The sequence below is a fragment of the Rossellomorea sp. RS05 genome, from assembly GCF_039822645.1.
GTDB classification, from domain to species: Bacteria; Bacillota; Bacilli; order Bacillales; family Bacillaceae_B; genus Rossellomorea; species Rossellomorea marisflavi_B.
Map to the genome: position 1 here is coordinate 195540 of NZ_JBDKWY010000002.1, position 20189 is coordinate 215728.

Sequence of the window (20189 nt, forward strand, 5' to 3'; positions counted from 1 at the left end):
ATTAAATAGTCGTAAGAAACCATATTCGAACTAACTGAATGTAATCCGTTCAATTTGTTCGCGAACGGTTTCTAGATCGGCTTTTACCTTTTGGGAAGTATCGTGAAGTGCAGTGATGGAATTGCCCTTATGTTCACTAAGTTGATAGATTATATCTTCGAAGAGCAATTCTAATTCTCCATGTAGGGAAGAAGATACGCCGTTTAAAATGTTGATCTCAGCTAGTTTAAATTGATCCAAAATTGCATTTTGAAGGAAGGGTTTAAATTCATTCACAATGTTAGGGAAACCAAAGAATACTCTAGTTAGTCCATCTCTAACTCCACCCAGTGTTCCAGTAATCTCCTCAAGCGGGGCGATTGCTGACTCAGCTATAGCATTCACTTTATTTGCAAGATTCGAGTATAGCCCCAAGAAATCCATAGGAATGGCGACTGAGTCTATTTTAGCTTTTGACTTAATTTGCAGGATTGTTGCTTCAAGGGACCCTTCTAGTGCTGAAACAATTCCTATTAGGGTTCCTACTACTGCTTGGATAACGTTATTTCCAAAAGCAGTGAGAATTGCGATGCTTTCATCGAGAATCAGATCACCTAATTTCATACCAACTAGCATATGGTCTGATTCCGTTAACGGTTCCCCGGAACTATTCAGCATCGAAGGAGCGACTGCAAGTAATGAGCCCTTATTTGTGATTGAGTCAGCCAAATTTTTATCACGCATGACCATCTCTGCCCTTACGAAATTTGTTTTAAAGTTAAACAGTTCAATATGCTTTGACACTTTCTCAATATTTAGGTTGACGATTTTGTAATGTGCGTTTAAATCATTTACAAACACATCTTCTACAACCTGTTTCCCACCGCTTAAAAGTGTGGGTATTAAGTGCTCGCTCAATTGCTTGAAACCTTGTAGTAGATCTACTATATTCTCTTTAAATTGAGAGAGCAACTCACGTGGGGGTTCAAATATATTAGCTACATTTAGGTCAATGTTGACAATATGCTCTACTAGCTCAAGCGGGGGAGAGTCCAGTACCTTATTTATGGACCTGACAAAGGATTCTGCTTTACCCAATAGGGCAATCCAAATGTCCAACTCCAATAGGATAGGAGCAGCTAAGGTACTCATGCCTTTGAACAAGGGATGACTGAAATGTGACTCAGTAATTTCTTCAATTTTATCTTGAAGTTCATTCAATCGTGCAGTGAACCTTTCTCCTTCTTGTTCTACTAGTGATTGTGACTTATTCATATAACTATCTATACTTGTATACTTACCGTGAACTGACAAATCATCCCCAATTAAAGCCTTTGAGAGTTTGTCAAGAGCCTCAGGGGTAATATCGATGCGTTCAGTATTTCCGCTGTACAACGGTTCTCCCGTCCAGATACTGGTGATTATATGATCATCTGCTGACACATTAATATTTTCACCAGCGACTACGTGTGGTGCCATGTCCTTTTTGAAGCCTGTATGAGATGAACCAATATGTTCTAGATCTGCTCCAGCATATGGAACGCCAAAAGAAATATCTCTTCTTTCACCAGGGATTCGGTCTTCTAAACCTAAAGCGATAAGGCCTTTTGTTAATACATCGTTATCCCCAAAATAGTTTACTATATTGTCGTAATCCCTATTAGGATCCATTTTACCTTTAGGTAATAATGCTGGGTCCAGCGTGACACAACGTATATTATCATCAGGATGTTCTACGACTACTCCTGAGGCTAATGGGCCTCCGAGTGAGTTACCTGCAACCGATGAAACTCCACCTTCATTTTCGAATAATTTTTTCATTTCTAAATAGTATTCGTCAGCTGCCTCTACCTGTCTTACATCAAGGTCGCTTAACAATTGGGCATCCGTTAAGAGGTCAAGTTTACCATATTTCGCATCTGCCTGAGTTCCCTGATAAATTATAGATATTTCTCCAGTCTTTTGGTTTAGGACGGTCATAGCATCTAAACCAGTAGGATGATCATAATTAGTGTTCACAACTCTAAATTTTTTCCCATTGACATCTAACTTAGAGTCCTCAGGAGGATTCTGATAAACATGATATCCAGAAAGTTCTACTAAGTCTGCATCAGTTGTTTCAATTTGTGTTGTAATTGTCATTATTAGATCACCCTATTTTTTTATTATTTCTCCGTTTGGAAACTTTTTGCTTATGGAATTTTTCTTTGCGCCTTCTGCAGCTTCCCTTATTACATAATTATCATGTAAATTAATTGCATATGCTCCAGAAGGAATACCATCATTATCTTCTATTGTCTTTACAATTGTTTTTAAGATTTCTTCCTCTGGAGATTTCTTTTGGTCTTTCATATAAAATTGAATGGAGAACAAGAAATCTTCCGGGATAAACAAATCTTGTTTATATTCATTTAAAAGTTCTTCCTTACTTGCATTAGGGTTTTTCATGTAATAGTCATATACAGGTTCGATTGCTTGATCATCATTATCGTTAGCTAAGAAGTAATAAGGAGTCATATAACCAATTCCGCCCACATTTTCAATTGCTTCTACTTTTCGTCCAACTATATTTTCATTTTTCTCTAAATCAGCTAGCACGCTATCTAGTTTTTTAAATTTATCTTCAAAAATAAAAGCGTATAAGGCACCTCTAATTCCACGTTCCACAACCCCTTCTAAAGTCCATACTTGATCGGATAAGACTGTCTTGTTTTTTACATCAATCGGAACAATTGCTGTACCGTAGAAATGTAAGTTTCCGGTAGATTCATAAAAAACAGTGACCCCATCTTCGTTTCCCACCATATTATGAACTTCTATATCAGTGTTGTATTCTTTCTTCAAATAGTCTTTAGTTGCTTTTACAACTTCATCCTTTTGATCTTTTGCAATTTTCTCCGTTTCTTCTCCCCCTGGCAGGTCATAGCCTTCTCCTGTATATGTCAAAACACTCTCGTATACATCTTCAGACCGAGCATTCTCATCTTGCTTTGTAAGACTTTTTTTAACATCCGATTTTCCGCCATTTTCCACTCCAAAACAACCTCCTAATAATAATGAGATGCTTATACCACATACGAACAGTTTCCATTTATGTTTCATGTGTTAACAATCCTCCTAATGGGATGATGTACGTAAAAGAACTTCTTTATTGTAAAAGAAACTGTAAAGTATTAACAGGTGAATGTACCCATTAATTCAAAAACAGGAAATTCGTCACCTGGAAGGATTGTCTTTCCATGAATCTTTTGTCATTCGGATTTGTGACGATCCCGAGGTGTTTGAGTCTTTTGTCACCTGAAATACCATTACCCTCCAGTTTATGGATTTAACCCTCATGTTGGAAAGATTTATTTGTTTGTTGATTCATTCATGTACGATCCTTAATAACAGGGATATAGAGGGGGGCCGTATTTTGATGAGAAGAAAGGTATTCCATTTAGATTCATACCAAACGGCGGACGTACTTCTAAAATGAAAGAAATGAGACCGGGGAGGTCAGAGGGATGAATGTATCGCTGCAGACCAAGCTCTTGGTCCTGATCTTGACGTTGTTGTTATCGGTCATCCTTTTGTTGAGTGAGACGCTCGCGTATATCGAGTCCGAAGATACTGAAAGGGTGTAGGTCAGCTGGCTCTGCAGGTGGCGACGACGGTTTCTCTCATCCCAGGTATCCGTGAAGCCTTTCAGACTGAGGATCCGGCGAAGATCATCCAGCCCATGACGATCCAGATGAAGGAGCAGGTGGGGGCGGAGTTCATCGTAGTGGGGAATACGGACAGCATTCGGTATTCCCACACGCAGGAAGAGAAGATCGGGAAGCGGATGGTGGGAGGGGATAACGACCGAGCCCTCATGAAAGGTGAGTATTATACGTCAAAGGCAGTAAGCTCCATGGGTCCATCCCTTCGTGGAAAGGCACCGATTTTTGATGATAACGGGAAAATCATCGGACTGGTGTCCGTCGGTTTCCTAGAGAAAGATATTCACAGCCGTTTTATTAACAAGTTGCGGAACTATGGCATCGTTTCGATTCTCGTATTTATTGGAGGAGCCTTGGGGGCCATCCTCCTTGCGAAGAATATCCGCCGTGATACCCTCGGACTCGAGCCGAAGGAAATTGCGTCACTCTACCGGGAGCGTAATGCCATCCTCCTTTCCATAAAAGAAGGGATCATCGCTGTGGATGAGAAGGGGTTGATCACGATGATGAATAACTCTGCGCGGAAGCTTCTAGGTGTGAGTGGGCGGAAGACCCAGGTGCCGGTACAGGAAGTGATCCCGAATATGGAAATGTATGATATCCAGCGGAACGACATTTATGAAAACGCTCTGGAAATGCTCCTGAACGGGAAAGTCGTGATCGTCAACCGGACACCGATCATGGATAAGAACGGGATTGTCGGGGCGGTGGCAAGCTTCCGGGAGAAGACGGAAGTGACGGAAATGATCAATACCCTTTCAGAGGTCCGGCAGTATTCTGAAGATCTTCGTGCCTAGACCCATGAGTTCACCAATAAGCTGTATGCCATCTCGGGCCTTTTGCAGCTGGAGGAATATGAGGAGGCCATCGATCTCATCCACTCAGAGGCCGACGTGCATGGAAGCCAGAACCGGATCGTATTTGAACAGATCCATGATCGCAAAGTTCAGGCCATCCTGTTAGGGAAGATCGGGAAGGCATCTGAATATAAAGTGACGTTCAGCATCGATCCAACCAGCTTTTTGAAACCGTTACCAAAAAGAGTTGCCATGAGTGACCTCATCACCATACTGGGAAACATCATGGATAATGCCTTTGACGCCGTTGCTCACAAGGAGACGAGGGAAGTCACTTTCTTTACCACCGATATCGGGAGGGATATTGTGTTCGAAGTCGCCGATACCGGAGCCGGGATCCCTGACGATGTGGATGTATTCCAGCGTGGGATCTCTTCGAAACAGGGGAGGAACCGGGGAGTGGGATTGACGCTGGTGAAGGAGACGGTCACAAGGCTTGGCGGAACGATTGAGCTTCATGTACCGAAAAGCGGAGGGACGGTCTTTACCGTGTTCATTCCAAAAGAAGAGAAAAGGGGAGAAGAAGGATGATCAAAGTGATCATAGCGGAGGATGATTTCAGGGTGGCGTCCATCCATGAGCGATTCCTCCAGAAGATCGAAGGGGTCAGCGTTGCCGAGAAGGCCCTGAACGGGGAGGAAACCCTCCGCCTGCTGGGAGAAGAGGAAGCGGATCTATTGCTTCTCGACATCTACATGCAGGATCAGCTCGGGACGGATCTCCTGCCGGCGATTCGCACCCGGTTCCCCCATGTCGATGTGATCATGATCACTGCGGCGAACGACCGGGAGCTTGTGGCGACGGCCCTCAGGAACGGGGTTCTTGATTACATCATCAAGCCCGTATCCTTGAAGCGGTTCATCTCCACCCTGCAGCAGTACCAGAAGAGAAGGGAGATGCTGAAGGAGAAGGAAGAGATCAGCCAGGCCACCATCGACCGGTTGCTCGGTCTGCATCAAACGCCGCTGAATGGAAGCGGCATGCCGAAGGGGATCGATTCACTCACCTTGAGCAAGGTGAAGGCGATCGTGGAGGATACGGGCAAAGGAATCTCAGCTGAGGAAATGGGCTCCAAGATGGGTGCATCCCGTGCAACGGCGAGGCGGTATCTGGAGTACATGGTCTCAACGGGGGAATGAACGGCGGAGCTTGAATACGGAATCGTAGGCAGGCCGGAGCGGAAGTATTTCATGGCCAAATAAGAAGGAAGCTCTCCACGGGAAGAGCTTCCTTCTTATTGTTCTAGCTTTTCCCTTGAAGTTTCCGTACTTCATCGCTGTGAAAAGGTGATCCGGTTACTTCATCCACGATGGAGAAAGGGTTCCCGTCGGGATCGTTGAAATCGAAGGCTTTCATACCCCCGAAATCTTCAATCGCTGTGACCGTGACACCGTGCCTTCTGAATCCTTCATGAACGGCTTCAATATTATCCGTGAGGAAATTGAAATACACATTCTTTCTGTCGCTTCTAATTGTGAACTCGGTTTCCTGACGTGACTCCACCTTCACCAGGGCAAGCTGGGTGAGCCCGTCAGGTAGGAAATACCCGACACCGTCTTCCCACTCGTCGATTTTCTTCACCCCGAGATGCTCCACATACCACACGCTTGAACGCTCCATATCCGTCACAGGAATAAAGATGGATCCTACTCGAAACATCCTGACACCTCCTTTAATTGGAAAAGATCTTTCTATCATCTATTCGCTATGAGTCCGGAAATCCCTTCAACAAAGGTTTCAGGCTGAAAAGCATTGAGTATGCTATATTTTTCTGAAATAATAGAATTGGATAATTTATGAAAAGGGGATCGATCATGACAATGACATACACACCACCCAAGCATATTGTTTCTGCGGCCGTGACCGTGCTGAATGAAAAAGGGGAAATCCTTTTGATCAAGGGGCCGCAAAGGGGATGGGAGATGCCGGGTGGGCAGATGGAGGAAGGCGAATCACTGACGGACGCTGCCATCCGGGAGACGAAGGAAGAGTCGGGGATTGATATCGAAATCGTGAAATTTTGTGGAATCTATCAGAATGTGAAGCGCTCAATCTGCAAGACCCTCTTCCTCGGTAAGGTCATCGGCGGTGAGCCGACGACATCCGCGGAGAGCATGGAAGTGGGGTTCTTTCCGGTGGATGTGGCTCTGAGCATGGTGACCCACTCCAACTTCCGCCAACGGATTGAAGATTCGCTGGAGCACACCCGTCATCCCATCCACGTGGAGTTTAATCAGTGAGGCTGGCCGTCCTTACCGTAGGGAAGACCCACAGCGGCAAAACCACCTTTGCCCGGACGCTGGAAAGGGAGCTGCCTGATTCTATCGTCCTCGATCAGGATCTTCAGGCAGAGTTCATCAACACCCACTACCGGAAGCTTGTCCCTGAGAAGGGCCCAAATACCTTCAAAATGGCCCTTTCACAGACCATTTTAAACCATGCGGTCGAGCATACCGGACATCATATCATCCTGAGCAACTCCAATCTGGACCGGGATGGGAGGCGTGACCTGCTCTCAAGCATTGAACAGAAAGGCTTCAAGACGATCCTGGTCGACTTTCAAATCCCCGATTCCGTCCTTTTCAAGCGGATCGGTGAATCGGGCCGCAGCACGACGATCTTTAGGACGTCCACCACTTCATATGAAGAAGTGTTGCAGAGACAGAACGGCTATCACGGAAACGGCCCCTCTGAAGGAGAAGCTGATCATCTCCTTACCATCAGGAGTGAAGAGGAGGTGATCCGCGTAATCGATGCGATAAAAAAGATAAAAAGTATAGAAGAATAGAAGGAATCGGAAGTATCTCTGTAGAATTAAGAACATATGTTCTAAAGCAAGGAGGTACACATGCAGATAATCAAAGATCAATTAACCGATTCATATAATGCTGCTGCCATCTCCAGGGATCGCGAGCTCAAGGAGGATTGGAAGGCGGAAGTGCGCAGCCACTTCCTGTCACTCCTGATCAAGGAAAACAAGACCAGACTCCTTGAGATTGGAGCCGGGTCAGGGCAGGATAGCGTATTCTTCAAAGAAGCAGGTCTGAACACGTTCAGCACCGATCTGTCACCGGAAGCAATCCGGCTGTGCAAAGAGAAAGGGCTTAAGGCAGAGGTCATGAGCTTTGATTCGTTAACGTTCCCCGATGGAGCGTTCGATGCCGTATGGGCGATGAACTGCCTGCTACACTGCCCGAAGGATGATCTGCCCGGCGTACTTGAAGGGATCAAAAGGGTACTGAAGCCAGGCGGGGTCTTTTTCATGGGTGTCTATGGAGGCAAGGATTCAGAGGGGATATGGGAAGGGGATTTCTATGAGCCTAAACGATTCTTTGCCCTCTACACGAATGAACGATTGAGAGATATCCTTGAACGGCATTTTAAGATCGAATCGTTTCGGTGCCTGGCAAAAGAAGAGCTGGGCAGGGATCTCGATTTTCAAGGAATCATCCTTCGGAGATCACGGTAATCATGGGCATCTACATAAAGGAACAAAAAGGGTACGCCCCGCAGATCGGGCATTTGGTATCCCAGATGGACTATGCACGGAAGACGACGCTTGATTCTATCGAAGGGTGCACACAGGAAGAACTGGATGGCCTTCTTTCGTCAGATGGTAACACCATCGGGGCATTGCTCCTTCATATGGCCGCCGTAGAGAAAGGATTCCAGATTGAATTCTTCGATGGACGGAAGCCGAATGAAGTAGAAATGGAGGAATGGGGAGCTGCCTACGGGCTGGGAGCCCGTCGCTGCAAGGAAATTCTTGGACACCCCCTTTCCTTTTATATCGAAAGATTGCATCGTGTCCGGCAGAAGACCCTCACAGTCTTTGCCGATAAACCGGATGAGTGGCTCTATGAGGAGTGCCGTTGGGACGGTCACCCCTCGAATCACTACTTCATCTGGTTCCATGTAATGGAGGATGAAATCAACCATAGAGGGCAGATCCGGCTCATGCGGAAAGCCCTGCAACTAGAAAGGAAGAGAGAAGCATGAACAGATTGAAACAAGGAGATAAGATCGGTATTTTTTCTCCATCCTCGCCTGCTTCGGCGCATTCAAAGATGAGGTTTGAGCGGGCAAAGGCCTTTTTGGAAGAGAAGGGCTTTACCATAGTGGGAGGTGCCTTGACGGGTAAGCAGGATCATTATCGATCAGGGACCCCGAAGGAGCGGGCAGATGAACTGAATGAGTTGTTCCGACGAACTGACCTTGCCATGATTATGTCGGTGATCGGAGGGACGAATTCCAACAGTATGCTCCCGTATATCGATTATGAGGCTTTCAAGGAGAATCCGAAGCTTCTGGTGGGCTACTCGGATGCGACGGCAATCCTGTTGGGCATTTATGCGAAAACAGGGATCACCACCTATTACGGACCATCCCTAGTGCCATCGTTTGGAGAGTTTCCTCCCTTGGTCGATGATACCTATCGCTTTTTTGAAGACTATTTCATGAACAACACGGTCGTACCGTATGAAGTCCCGATGCCGCCTTTCTGGTCGGATGAACCCGTGAACTGGGCGGAGAAGACGACGGATAAGAAGCTCTACCGGAATGAATGGGTGACAGGAAATCCTGGTAGCGCAGAAGGAAGACTTATGGGCGGCAATGTCAGCACCATGTATGGCTTTATCGGCTCAGAGTATTTCCCCGAAGTGAAAAAAGGGGACATTCTCCTGATTGAGGACTGCGGCAAGCATGCCTCTGTCGTGGAGAAGAATTTTGCCATGCTGAAGGTTCATGGACTGTTCGATCGGGCGGCGGGAATCATTCTTGGGAAGCATGAACAGTTCGATGATGGGGGAACGGGAAAGAAGCCACTTGATTTCCTCTTGGAGCAGCTCGATGGAAGAGAACTGCCGGTCCTTGCGGAGTTGGATACGTGTCATACGCACCCGATGCATCCACTGGCAATCGGAAAACGGGTAAAGCTTGACGCGGGAGAAAAGACGGTGACGTGCGTAGAGGAGTGGATATAAGAAGAAAAGGCACCCAGTGGGCGCCTTTATCACTTTAATTCTTTTTTCATCAGTTTATGGGGGATGTCTGCTTCATAGAAGATCTCATGCTCGGATACATATCCAAGCTTATGATAGAACCCTTCGGCATGGGTTTGACCATGCAGCTTTACGCGGCTCAGGCCCTGCTCCGATGCGATGTCCTCAAGCTCCTGGATGATATGGCGCCCGACACCGCCTTTCCTGAATGGTTCACGGATGCAGATGCGCTCGAGTTTCCCGGTTCCTTCCACTGTGCGGATGCGACCCGTACCAACCGCCTTCCCGTCCTGATAGATAAGGATGTGGGTGCAATCGGCTTCGAGGTTGTCGAAAGCATCGTATTCTTCATCATCAGGGGTACCCTGTTCGTCGATGAAGACTTCTTTGCGGATGGCGAAGGCTTCTTTCAATTCGTCTTCTGTTACGATTCTCTTGATGTTCACTGGCTTCAGTCCTTTCAGAGCTAATGATTAAGAGTATAGCGGAATAGCGAAGGCTTGTATACTCAGAAAGGATTCGTCGCCCACTGAAGGGATTGCTTGATGAAGATGCGGCGGTCCAGCTTTAGAAGCGATACCATGTGCTCGGCCAGATCTTCGGGCTGCATGTACTTACTCGTGTCGGTTTCTTCGAGCTTATCACCAAACGTAAGGTCTGTGGCTACTAAACTCGGGTTCAAGGTCATGACGCGGATATTATGCGGTCGCACTTCCTGCATGAGAGATTCAGAGAATCCCTGAAGGGCGAACTTAGAACCGCAGTAAGCAGAGCTTTTCGCTGTTCCTTTCAGTCCGCTGCTGGATGAGATCATGATGATGTCCCCGCCGTTTTTCTCGATAAGCTGAGGAAGGACGGTGCGGGTCACGTGGTAGGTGCCGAAAACATTGACCTCGAAGGCACGCTTCCACTCTGCAGGTTCGAGTTCAAGGAACTCTCCGTATACACCGATTCCAGCATTGTTGATCAGGATGTCCGCATCACCGAGTGCGGATTGAAGCGAAGAAACAGCTGCTTCGACGCTTGAGAGGTCTGCAATATCAACAGGTGCCGTAACGGCCTTCACCCCATAGGTTCTGGCTTCTTCGGCCGTTTCCTCCAGGGCGGACTCCGTTCGTGCCATCAGGCCGAGATGGACACCGGCTTTGGCAAGTTCAAGTGCGGTTGCCTTCCCGATGCCGCGGCCGGCCCCGGTAATATACGCGATCTTTCCTTCGATTGATTGTGCCATGAGTGATTCCCCTTTCAATAGGTTCTTATGGACAGTGTACGGGGTCCGGGAGGGGGTTGCAAGGAATCACCATTGAAATGGAAGCGTTGGTGACAGACTCAGCGAATCTCCATGCCAAGGTATGACGTTTTCTGTTTCGATACGCAGCATGTTGAAGATTAAAAAGGAGGAGTGGTTGAATGGCGTATTCGAGTGTGACCATTCAAATGAGGATAAAGGATTTTTCGGATGGCCTTGCATGGTATGAAATACTGTTCAATCGTAAACCGGACTTCGTTCCTCATGAAGGATTTGCCGAATGGGAATTGGTCCCGGGTTCCTGGTTCCAGCTGGCAGAAGGAGAGCCTGGAGGAGGTCCGATGCGACTGGGGGTGAGGTCTATTGAGAAGGAGCGCGGGAGGCTAATGACTGAACTTGATCTGGAGATTGAACCGATACAGCGAAGAGACGGGGTGCCGGCATCTTGGTGTACATTTGAAGATCCTGAAGGAAACAAGATCGGCCTGTTTGAGGATCATCAGGATCAGCACCCGGTCATTCAAGTTGTAGAGGACTATTTTTTGGAGTGGTCAAAAGGATATGCTTCGAAAAGAAGTGAAGGAATCCGGGCATTTTTCTCCAAATCATTTACAGGATACTGGGCGAAGGCGGGTCTTGAAAGCATTGAACCCTATGGGCATGATTACGGTCTGGATGACGTATTGCGTCAGATTGATCGAGGAGAGAAACAGTTTCACCTCACCTCCTTGGTGGAAAGGGGCGGAGGTGAGGTCCTGCTGACAGGGTAGGCTATTAAGGGAGCATATTGAGCTGGAAAGGTGATTGCAGGAATTGAGGACCGGCATGACGGTGCAGTCAAAAAGGTATTGATGCATTTCGATAAAAAGAAAGCAAGTCTTCAAGCGGCTCCAACAATAAAATCAGGAAGAGTGAATAAAACCATGCAACTAACACTGAAAAATAATCGTGAAGTCACATTCAGAAAGTTCAAGGAAGAAGATTTTCCGGCAATCCACAGCCTCAATGAAAAGGAAGAGTGGAATAATCTTGTGAGTAAGAGGGAGCTGACCAAGGAGGCCTGGCTCGATTCCGGGATCGCCTATGTGGCTGAATCGGAGGGTGAGATCATCGGGTATATCCGCGGGCTGACGGATCAACATATCACCCTTTTCATCTGTGAACTATTGATTGACCAGAATTTCAGGGGATGTGGAATTGGAGCGAGACTCCTGGACTATGTTCACACCCTCTACCCGAGCACCCGGGTGGAGATGCTGGCCAGTTCCACGTCAAAGACCTTTTACGAGCAACAATCCTATCGCCCATTCTACGGTTTCCGCAAAACGTTTGAAGAAAGACATTGAATGCCATGAAATTTTATGTGGCGTCGAGCTTTAAAAACATTCCCATGGTGAGGGACGTGACCGAGTCTCTCCGTGCAGCGGGACACCGACTGACGTATGATTGGACGCAAAATGAGCGGGCGAGCACGGCGAAAGACCTTGAACGCATAGGTCAAGAGGAGAAAAGGGCGATCTTGGAGGCGGATGTGGTGATCGTCTTGCTTCCTGGAGGAAAAGGCACTCATGTAGAGCTTGGCCTCGCACTTGCGTGGGAAAAAAGCATATACCTTTATTCGGAAGTGCCATTGTCTTTGAATGAGAGCACCACGTTCTATCATCTGCCGGAAATCCGGCACATCACAGGAGAATTGGACGAGTTTCTACTATTGATAAACAACCATTACAGATATCAGGAGGCATCATATGAGCAGCATTGAGTGGATCATCTTTAACATCGAGGAAGTAAGAAGAAGGAGCACCAACGTGTGGAGGAGCATTCCAGAGGATAAGCTACATTGGAGACCGGATGCAGAAGCGATGAGCATGCTTGAAATGATCAGGCATGTACTGGAAAGTGAACATTACTACCACCTGGCCATTAAGAACAAAGGAAGTCTTGACGCGTTCGATTCGCCGTTTGAAAGCCGGCCGTACACCAATGTAGAGGATGAGCTTGCCTTTGCTGCCGGGTACCACGAGGCATTCCTGGAGACCATCCGTTCTTATACGGAAAAGGATCTCAAGGAAATCAGCATCGATCGAAGTGAATCAGGGTATGTTCGGGACTTGGGTGATATGCTTCTCCGTATTCCTTACCATGAGGCTGTACATACTGGTCAACTTCTCGATTATCTGCGCACGGCGGGGGTCAATCGTGTGAGAATCTGGGATTGAGTAAGCGGGCGCTCCTTATCATAGACGTACAACAAGCCATGTTCAATGAAGGGGAACAAGTGCACAATGCGAATGCATTATTGCAGGCAATCACTACCCTGAAAGCAAAAGCAGAGTCAATGAACATCCCAGTTTTTCTGATCCAGCATGAGGCGCTTGAAGGAAAGCCATTGGAACGCGGGACAACAGGATGGGAGATCCATCCACGGGTGATAGGAGGAACGGTCATCCATAAAATGACCCCTGATTCCTTTCATCAGACGGATCTTCACGAGCAGCTTCAGACACGGGGAGTGGAGGAACTTTTTCTTACCGGTATCCAATCAGAAGTGTGCGTAGATACGACGTGCAGGCGTGCCTTCAGCATGGGGTATAAGGTGACGCTCGTCTCCGATGCCCATAGTACCTGGGATTCAGGAGTCCTGAAAGCAGAAGACATCATCCGTCATCACAATGGAGTCCTCCGATGGTTTGCCGACGTAACACGATCAAAGGATATAATCGAAAAATGGGAGAGTGAAAGAAGCTGAATGGGGCTTCTTTTTTTTATTCAATTGGATTTTAATTGTTTTATTTTCCAAAAACATCTTGTTTTGTAAGGTATCTTCTTTTATACTGTGCATATACATATACACAGTATAACACTCGAACATGGAGGTACTCGGATATGAATACAATGAAAGAAAGCATTTGGCTGGCACGTTTTGATTTTAGGCATGTTGTAAGGCATATTCTAGCCCTCTTGATGATGGCGGTTCTGTATGCATACTTTTTCTCAGATTTGATGGAGGGCTACCTGGGAAAAATTCAACCTGTTTTCGACTTGTTCTTCCTCATGTATATCTTCTTCATGCCCTCATGGACAAGGTCGAAAGAAAGCCAAATTCAGAAAATTGATGGTGACCTGTACGCTGCACCGACCTTCTTGCTATTTAACCAGTTGCCAATAAAAAGGAAGGTAATCATCTTCAGTCGTTTCATCAGTCTCTACATTCCGGTCGTTGTTGGAACTGTGGTCGCTTTGGTATTGACATACATCTGGTCAGATGCTTTTAAAGATGCATTGTCAACAGGAGGAATTGTCGTCCTGACAATATTTTGGACCGGGATCGCACTCGCATCTTGCAGCGCGTATGCCACAATGGAGACCGGTGAGCGTATTACCAAGTTGAGGATGGTCACAAGCTTTATTTGGTTAATATTAATTGGTGGTGCTCTTTTTCTACTTATGAAAGATGTATTCAAAACTGGCATATTAAAATGGTCTGTTTTTTTCACCTCCGATCACCCCTTTATTATGCTGATCTTGGCCATCGTCATACCGACACTAAGCACGTGGTGGGCATACCGCCATGCGCTGAAACAAATGAACAAAATGGATTATATGTAAGCAGGGGGAAAAACAATGAATATACCGATCCGATTATCAAAGGATTCGCGGGAACCGATCTATCATCAGATCGAGCATCAGCTGAAAGCCCTCATTGCAAGCGGTCAGCTTGCGGCCGGATCTCCCCTGCCGTCGATCCGGGTGCTGGCGAAGGATCTCGAAATCAGCTCGATTACGATCCGGCGGGCCTATCAGAACCTGGAATACGAAGGCTTTATCCGCACCTCGCAGGGGAAGGGGACCTTCGTTGCGGAAATCGACGCCGGCAAGAGGGAGTCGGTTGCATCGCAAGCCGTCCATGATGCGTTGAAAAAAGCCGTCACAATCGCGAGGCAGCATGAATTAAGCAATAGCGAAATCAGTGAACTGATGGAATCCATTTTAAAGGAGGAAGAGGAATGAACGACCCGATTACCATACGCAATGTAGAGAAAACCATCGGGGGGATTACGTTCTCTATTCCCGACCTGAACATCCCGGTTGGGACGATTTGCGCTCTCGTAGGAACGAACGGAGCGGGGAAGAGCACGCTCTTCAAGATGATCATGAATCTGGTAAAGCCGAACAAAGGGACTATCTCAATCTTCGGCAAGCCTGTAAATGGTGACGATGAGGACTGGAAATCCCACCTATCCTATCAGTCTCAGCAGATGGATGGGGTGGATTTCCTTACAGGTGAAGATCTCCGACAGCTGATGTCCCGCTACTATCCGGACTGGGACGAATCGTCATTTCAGCGGGTCGTTTCCACCTTGGATATCCCGCTGAATAAAAAAGGAAAGAAACTCAGCCCGGGAATGCAGGCGAAGCTCAGCATCGCCCTCACCTTGGGGTGCAATGCGCCAGTGATGCTGCTGGATGAACCGACGGCTTCCATGGACATTCCGTCCCGTAAGCTCGTGATCGATCTGCTTGCCGAGATCATGGAGACGGGGGAGAAGACAATCCTATTGGCCACGCATCATGTGGATGATCTGAAGAAGCTCGCAGACTACTTGATTTTCTTTGATGGAGATGAAGTAGGGGAGCCGGTTGAGAAGGATGAGTTGGTCGCCTCTCACCGACTTTTATGGCTAGATCAATCTGTCCCTTTCGACGAACCATTGCCTGGTGAGCTGAAACGGACCTACGGGAAGGTCATTCTGACAAACGATCCAGATCAAACCAGAGATGCCCTCCGTCATCACGCCATCTCCATCGTGGAAGAGCAGGTGCCGGATTTGGAAACGGTCGTTACTGAATTATTAAATAAAAGGAGAGAAGCATGATGCCAAAAACCATTCTTAAGGTCAGCAACGTCCAGAAGACGTTCAAAAAACAGCAGGTACTGCACGGCGTGTCCTTTGACGTGAAGGAAGGGGAAATCACGGCTCTACTTGGACCTAACGGGGCTGGTAAGTCCACCACAATCCGGAGTATCATGGGGATCCTGTTCCCGGATGAAGGGCTCATCCAATTCAGCGGCGAAGAACAGGGAGTCATCCCGAAGCATGCCATCGGTTATCTTCCTGAAGAACGCGGACTCTATAAAAATGTGAAGATCATGGATATCCTCTTGTATTTCGCGGAACTGAAGGATTACCCGATCAAAAAAGCCAAGGAGCGTGCCCTTCATTACTTGAAGAAATTCGGACTTGAAGGGAAAGACAAGGTATCGATCGAAGAGCTATCCAAGGGGATGGGGCAGAAGGTGCAGTTCATCGCTTCCATCATCCATGAACCGAAGCTGCTTATACTCGATGAACCGTTCTCCGGACTCGATCCTGTCAGTCAGGAAGTGTTCAAAGACGAAATCCGTGAATTGGCGCGCAGTGGTACGGCTGTCCTCCTGTCCGCTCACCAGATGAACCTTGTGGAAGAAATGGCCGACCGCCTCATCATGATCCACAAGGGCAGGGAAGTGATCAGCGGCACGATGGATGAAGTGAAGGAGAAATACGCGAACTTCAAATGCACGATACAAGGCTCCAATCGCGTAGAAATGCTGGAGGCGATTCCACAGGTCACACGGGTGGAACAGTCTGAGCAGGTATCGACGCTCTACCTCGACTCAGAGGTGCACATTCCATCCTGGATTCGCACGCTTCCTGAAGGGATTTCAATCAATGAACTGAAGATCGACCGCATCACACTGCATGAGATCTTCATCGATATCGCCACCGATAAGCAAGGAAAGGAACGTGAAAAAAGTGCGTAATAGTTTAAAAGTAGCCAAATGGGAGTTTAAGAGGAACGTCAAGAACAAATCCTTCCTGATTTCACTGGTCCTCACACCGTTGATTGCGATTATCTTTGCCGTCCTGCCGTCCCTATTCGCAGGGGGAGGGGACACGCCCGTCCATGTGTATGTAAAGGATGATACGGGGATCTGGAAGGATGAAGTGGCACCGCTTTTGAAGCAGGCGGATCTGGAATGGAGCGTGACACTGACGGATAAAGATCAAAAGGAAATGGAGAAGGATTTCCGCGATGAGGAGGATATGGCGTATATCCCCTTGACCAAAGAGGCTGTGGAAAAGGGTCAGATCACCTATCTGACTACAGAAGAGATCCCTGATTCGTTTGCATCGGACGTGCAGATCCTGGCGCAGCCCCTCCAGCAGCTTAGGCTGACGGAGGCAGGACTCACAGATGAGCAGCTTCAGGCGGTCTCCACCGATATCTCGTTCACAGCGCAGGAACTTGCTGGTGAAGACGGTTCAGGTGACTTCCTGCGGAAAGCAGTGCCTGGAGCAGCGGCAGGGCTCGTCCTGTTTTCCATCATCATGACGGGGATGATGATCGTGCAAAGCGCTTCTCAGGAAAAAAAGGAGAAGGTGTCGGAGATCATCCTGTCGTCCCTTACCCCAAGTGAGCTGATGCAAGGGAAGATCATCGGATATTTCTTCCTTGGGATCCTGCAGGTCGGTTTTTGGATTGCTGTCGCTCTTCCTGCGATTGCGATTCGCTTCGATGAGTTTCCGGTCATGGACTATCTGCTCGTTCCTGAGCTGTTGCTCCTCGTCTTCATTGCGCTCCTTGGCTATCTATTATTCGCAGCTCTCTTTGTCGGACTCGGTGCGACGATGGAGGATATGAGCTCGACAAGCAACTTCCAAGGCATGATCCTCATGCTGCCATTCTTCCCGTTCATCCTGATTTCACCGGTTCTTTCTGATCCAAATGGATTGATCGCGACGATTGCCAGCTATGTGCCGTTCACCTCACCGGCTATCCTGATCCTGAGGCTTTCCTTACTCGATCAATGGCCGTGGCTCGAAATCATCGGTGCCATCGCCGTCCTCATCCTGAGCATCTGGGTGATGATCAAGATTGCCGGCAAAATCTTCGAAGTCGGCATCCTCCTCTATGGGAAGAACGCCAGCATCGGAGAAATCATCAAATGGGTTAAATCATGATACATGGGGACGGTTCCGATGCGTCAAAAAAATGACGCACAGGAACCGTCCCCATGCTGCATTGTCAAACGTCAGATTATTTGAAATAATGGGGATGTATGGAAAAGAGGAAGGGGTACTTGCATGTATTGGGTTGTGGCGTTATTTGATGAAGAGACAGAACAAAAGGTGATGGATATCTGGCAGGAGCTCTGTGATCAATCCATCTCGTATTATGTGAATAAAGTCAAGGATGGGAAGCCCCATCTGACTCTAGCAAGTTATGAGCAATTGGACAAGGAGACGTTCATGACAGAGCTTGAAGCCTACTGTGAAGGGAAGGAAGAGGTAGCCCTCACCTTTAATACCGTGGGCTCGTTCCTGAATCACGACACGGTCTTCCTCTCTCCGGTCATCACCACCGATCTATTGAAGCTGCATGGGGCCTATCACCATGTGTTTGCCGACTACAAAGAGGCTTCCAACGAGCTATACGAGCCTGAACAGTGGATTCCCCATTGCACATTGGCCAACCAGCCTGTTACAGGAAACCTGTCCGACGTGTTCGGTTATTGCCAGAAGCATGTAGAGCCGATCTCCGGAACCATTGATCGCATTGCCATAATTGAGAAAGTCGGTGAAGAAAATGGGAAGCTCGTGGCTCCTGTGATTTATACAAAGAGGTTATCCAAGAGTGGGGTGATGAACGGATGATGGATGAATGGACCCTCCACCCACTGATACCCGATGATGTTGACTTGGATATTGCACGGATAACATCTGAGTTAGAGAGCGTTACGATGAATGGAGTTTTGTCAGAAAAAATTTTGACCCTTCAAGAAATCTATTCGAGGTGCTATGAATATCTTGAACTTGCAGTGTGCATCACCTGGAAAGATAAGAAAGATCCGATGGGTAAACAGTTGGCCGGTAAGGCAGAAGAGCTGATGGGGCGCTATAAACAGATCGAGTCAGAGGTGAAGCGGGAATGTCGTCAGTTAACGGATGACGAGTGGAATCGACTGGCCGATTCCGAGGAATTGGTTTCCCTCAGGCCCGTACTGTCCACCTGGCGTTTGGCCTCTCCTGGGAGCCATGAGCTCGAAGCGGACGGTCTCCATGCATGGGCTGAGCTATACGGAATGGCTTCGGACCAAGTGAAACCCAGATGGAAAGGCAAAGAGGTTCCCCTCGGTGAAGCAGTTAGGCTTGTCTATTATTCGAACGATCGTCCATCGAGGATCGAGTTCTTTAAGGAATGGACAAAGGAGTGGGAGAAAGTCAGTCATTGGTGTGCCAAGGCATTGAATCACATCTCAGGATTCCGGATCAGCAGGGGCGAGGATCCTGTTCAGTCGGCCTATGAAACAAACCGGATCACGCAACAGTCCGTCAATGACATGTGGGCCTCTGTCCTCGAGCGGAAGGGGATGTTCAACGACTTCCTCCAGCATAAATTGGTTCTTCAAGGTGAGAAAGATTTGCACTGGACGGATCAATTCGCCCCTCTCCCTTTGCAGACGGAATTTGGGACCATCCCTTATGAGGAAGCTAAGATCTTGATCGGAAATCTGATAGGAGCTTTTTCGGAGGATGCCGGTCGGTTTGTCCAGCATGGGTTCAACCACAAGTGGGTCGATGCAGCGCCGTCCCGTCACAAGGTAGTCAGTGCTTTTTGCGCACACTTTCCCAATGCGCGGCAGACGAGGGTCATGATGAGCTATGAAGGCGACCTTCAGAGTGTGAGTGTGTTAGCCCATGAGCTTGGCCACGCCTACCATTATCATCTTCTAGAGGACCATCCCATGTTTCTGCAGGATTGTCCACAAGCATTCACGGAAATTGCCTCGACTTTGTTCGAATCGATTCTTATTGAGGAAGCCATTAAATCTGCTTCTCCCATGGGAAAAATGCATCTTCTTGATCAGCAGATCAGCCGGGACATAGGCACCATCCTCAATAGCTATGTCCGCCATCGTTTCGAGGAAAAGCTGTACGAAAACCGCCGAATGGGTGAAGTCGATGCACGCAGGATGAACACGTGGATGGCCGATGTACAAAACCACGTTTTTGGACCGGATATGAAGACTCTTGATCCGACCTTCTGGGCATCACTTCGCCATTTTTATATCACACGGAAACCGTTCGGCCACTTCCCATATACGGTGGCCCACCTGCTCAGTACGGGGATCTATCATCAGTTAAAAGAGGCAGAAGATAAGGAGCAACGCTTAATGGCGATGTTGAAGGACACTGCATCACTGACGGTCGAGGAGTTTATGCAGAAACATCTGATCAGCGGATGCGTATGGGAATCCGCCCTGGATCAAATTGAGGAAAATATAGAGACATTCATCGCACTTTCTTCCCGCCAGCTGAAACCAAATCAATGATTCAAACGTACTTACTCC

The 20189-nt window shown here is 47.7% G+C and carries 23 protein-coding genes and 1 pseudogene; 19 read left to right on the forward strand and 5 right to left on the reverse strand.

Annotated elements, in window-relative coordinates; all coding sequences use genetic code 11:
* Nucleotides 1-30 precede the first annotated feature (30 nt).
* Complete coding sequence (locus ABJ225_RS08685; RefSeq protein WP_148985199.1) at nt 31-2121, reverse strand: SA1320 family protein; 2091 nt, start codon at nt 2119-2121, stop codon at nt 31-33.
* 12 nt (nt 2122-2133) lie between these two features.
* Nucleotides 2134-3081: a DUF1672 family protein gene (locus ABJ225_RS08690; RefSeq protein ID WP_347319617.1), complete on the reverse strand. Its 948-nt coding sequence runs from the start codon at nt 3079-3081 to the stop codon at nt 2134-2136.
* Nucleotides 3082-3485: 404 nt separating this feature from the next.
* Here ABJ225_RS08690 and ABJ225_RS08695 point away from each other — a divergent pair.
* Nucleotides 3486-5071, forward strand: a pseudogene (locus ABJ225_RS08695) (ATP-binding protein).
* Entirely contained in the window at nt 5068-5679 is a 612-nt protein-coding gene (locus ABJ225_RS08700) for a response regulator (RefSeq protein WP_347319619.1), read from the forward strand. Before ABJ225_RS08695 ends, ABJ225_RS08700 begins: the two are co-directional and overlap by 4 nt.
* A gap of 103 nt (nt 5680-5782) precedes the next feature.
* Here the strand turns inward: ABJ225_RS08700 and ABJ225_RS08705 are convergent, their stop codons facing one another.
* Nucleotides 5783-6199: a VOC family protein gene (locus ABJ225_RS08705; protein ID WP_347319621.1), complete on the reverse strand. Its 417-nt coding sequence runs from the start codon at nt 6197-6199 to the stop codon at nt 5783-5785.
* 155 nt (nt 6200-6354) lie between these two features.
* Between ABJ225_RS08705 and ABJ225_RS08710 the strand changes: the two genes are divergently transcribed.
* Genes ABJ225_RS08710 through ABJ225_RS08730 form a run of 5 tightly spaced genes read left to right on the forward strand, consistent with a single transcriptional unit; the run spans nt 6355 to nt 9525 of the window.
* Nucleotides 6355-6780, forward strand: a complete 426-nt coding sequence (locus tag ABJ225_RS08710) for an NUDIX hydrolase (RefSeq protein ID WP_347319623.1) — start codon at nt 6355-6357, stop codon at nt 6778-6780.
* Nucleotides 6777-7328, forward strand: coding sequence for an ATP-binding protein (locus tag ABJ225_RS08715; RefSeq protein ID WP_347319625.1), 552 nt, complete (start codon nt 6777-6779; stop codon nt 7326-7328). Before ABJ225_RS08710 ends, ABJ225_RS08715 begins: the two co-directional genes overlap by 4 nt.
* A gap of 60 nt (nt 7329-7388) precedes the next feature.
* A complete protein-coding gene (locus ABJ225_RS08720) occupies nt 7389-8009 on the forward strand; it encodes a class I SAM-dependent methyltransferase (RefSeq protein ID WP_079515225.1) in 621 nt (206 codons plus the stop codon).
* Between the two features lie 2 nt (nt 8010-8011).
* A complete protein-coding gene (locus ABJ225_RS08725) occupies nt 8012-8539 on the forward strand; it encodes a DinB family protein (protein WP_347319627.1) in 528 nt (175 codons plus the stop codon).
* Complete coding sequence (locus tag ABJ225_RS08730; protein WP_347319629.1) at nt 8536-9525, forward strand: S66 family peptidase; 990 nt, start codon at nt 8536-8538, stop codon at nt 9523-9525. The genes ABJ225_RS08725 and ABJ225_RS08730 overlap by 4 nt, the downstream gene beginning before the upstream one ends.
* A 29-nt stretch (nt 9526-9554) precedes the next feature.
* Here ABJ225_RS08730 and ABJ225_RS08735 read toward each other — a convergent pair whose 3' ends face one another.
* Together ABJ225_RS08735 and ABJ225_RS08740 are read right to left on the reverse strand one after the other, a co-directional pair.
* The gene (locus ABJ225_RS08735) at nt 9555-9989 is read right to left on the reverse strand and encodes a GNAT family N-acetyltransferase (protein ID WP_347319631.1); all 435 of its coding nucleotides are present in this window, start codon (nt 9987-9989) and stop codon (nt 9555-9557) included.
* A gap of 62 nt (nt 9990-10051) precedes the next feature.
* Nucleotides 10052-10774, reverse strand: coding sequence for a 3-ketoacyl-ACP reductase (locus ABJ225_RS08740; protein WP_079515229.1), 723 nt, complete (start codon nt 10772-10774; stop codon nt 10052-10054).
* Between the two features lie 179 nt (nt 10775-10953).
* Between ABJ225_RS08740 and ABJ225_RS08745 the strand changes: the two genes are divergently transcribed.
* The 12 genes from ABJ225_RS08745 to ABJ225_RS08800 all read left to right on the forward strand — a co-directional run bounded on the left by ABJ225_RS08745 (nt 10954) and on the right by ABJ225_RS08800 (nt 20171).
* A complete protein-coding gene (locus ABJ225_RS08745; protein ID WP_347319633.1) occupies nt 10954-11562 on the forward strand; it encodes a VOC family protein in 609 nt (202 codons plus the stop codon).
* 30 nt (nt 11563-11592) lie between these two features.
* Nucleotides 11593-12138 carry a GNAT family N-acetyltransferase gene (locus ABJ225_RS08750; RefSeq protein ID WP_309300034.1) on the forward strand — a complete coding sequence of 182 codons (546 nt, stop codon included), beginning with the start codon at nt 11593-11595 and terminating at the stop codon, nt 12136-12138.
* A 5-nt stretch (nt 12139-12143) separates the two neighbouring features.
* On the forward strand, nt 12144-12554 hold the full coding sequence (locus tag ABJ225_RS08755) for a nucleoside 2-deoxyribosyltransferase (protein ID WP_347319635.1): 411 nt from the start codon (nt 12144-12146) through the stop codon (nt 12552-12554).
* The gene (locus ABJ225_RS08760; protein ID WP_347319637.1) at nt 12541-13011 is read left to right on the forward strand and encodes a DinB family protein; all 471 of its coding nucleotides are present in this window, start codon (nt 12541-12543) and stop codon (nt 13009-13011) included. The genes ABJ225_RS08755 and ABJ225_RS08760 overlap by 14 nt, the downstream gene beginning before the upstream one ends.
* Nucleotides 13008-13541: a cysteine hydrolase family protein gene (locus tag ABJ225_RS08765; RefSeq protein WP_079515231.1), complete on the forward strand. Its 534-nt coding sequence runs from the start codon at nt 13008-13010 to the stop codon at nt 13539-13541. The genes ABJ225_RS08760 and ABJ225_RS08765 overlap by 4 nt, the downstream gene beginning before the upstream one ends.
* A 137-nt stretch (nt 13542-13678) precedes the next feature.
* On the forward strand, nt 13679-14401 hold the full coding sequence (locus ABJ225_RS08770; RefSeq protein ID WP_347319639.1) for an ABC-2 transporter permease: 723 nt from the start codon (nt 13679-13681) through the stop codon (nt 14399-14401).
* 15 nt (nt 14402-14416) lie between these two features.
* Nucleotides 14417-14803, forward strand: coding sequence for a GntR family transcriptional regulator (locus tag ABJ225_RS08775; RefSeq protein ID WP_347319641.1), 387 nt, complete (start codon nt 14417-14419; stop codon nt 14801-14803).
* Nucleotides 14800-15669, forward strand: a complete 870-nt coding sequence (locus ABJ225_RS08780; RefSeq protein ID WP_347319643.1) for an ATP-binding cassette domain-containing protein — start codon at nt 14800-14802, stop codon at nt 15667-15669. Before ABJ225_RS08775 ends, ABJ225_RS08780 begins: the two co-directional genes overlap by 4 nt.
* Nucleotides 15669-16598: an ABC transporter ATP-binding protein gene (locus ABJ225_RS08785; RefSeq protein WP_079515235.1), complete on the forward strand. Its 930-nt coding sequence runs from the start codon at nt 15669-15671 to the stop codon at nt 16596-16598. Before ABJ225_RS08780 ends, ABJ225_RS08785 begins: the two co-directional genes overlap by 1 nt.
* Entirely contained in the window at nt 16591-17799 is a 1209-nt protein-coding gene (locus ABJ225_RS08790; RefSeq protein WP_347319645.1) for an ABC transporter permease, read from the forward strand. Before ABJ225_RS08785 ends, ABJ225_RS08790 begins: the two co-directional genes overlap by 8 nt.
* Before the next feature lie 123 nt (nt 17800-17922).
* Entirely contained in the window at nt 17923-18492 is a 570-nt protein-coding gene (locus ABJ225_RS08795) for a 2'-5' RNA ligase family protein (RefSeq protein WP_347319647.1), read from the forward strand.
* Complete coding sequence (locus tag ABJ225_RS08800; protein ID WP_347319649.1) at nt 18492-20171, forward strand: M3 family metallopeptidase; 1680 nt, start codon at nt 18492-18494, stop codon at nt 20169-20171. Before ABJ225_RS08795 ends, ABJ225_RS08800 begins: the two co-directional genes overlap by 1 nt.
* Nucleotides 20172-20189: the final 18 nt, after the last annotated feature.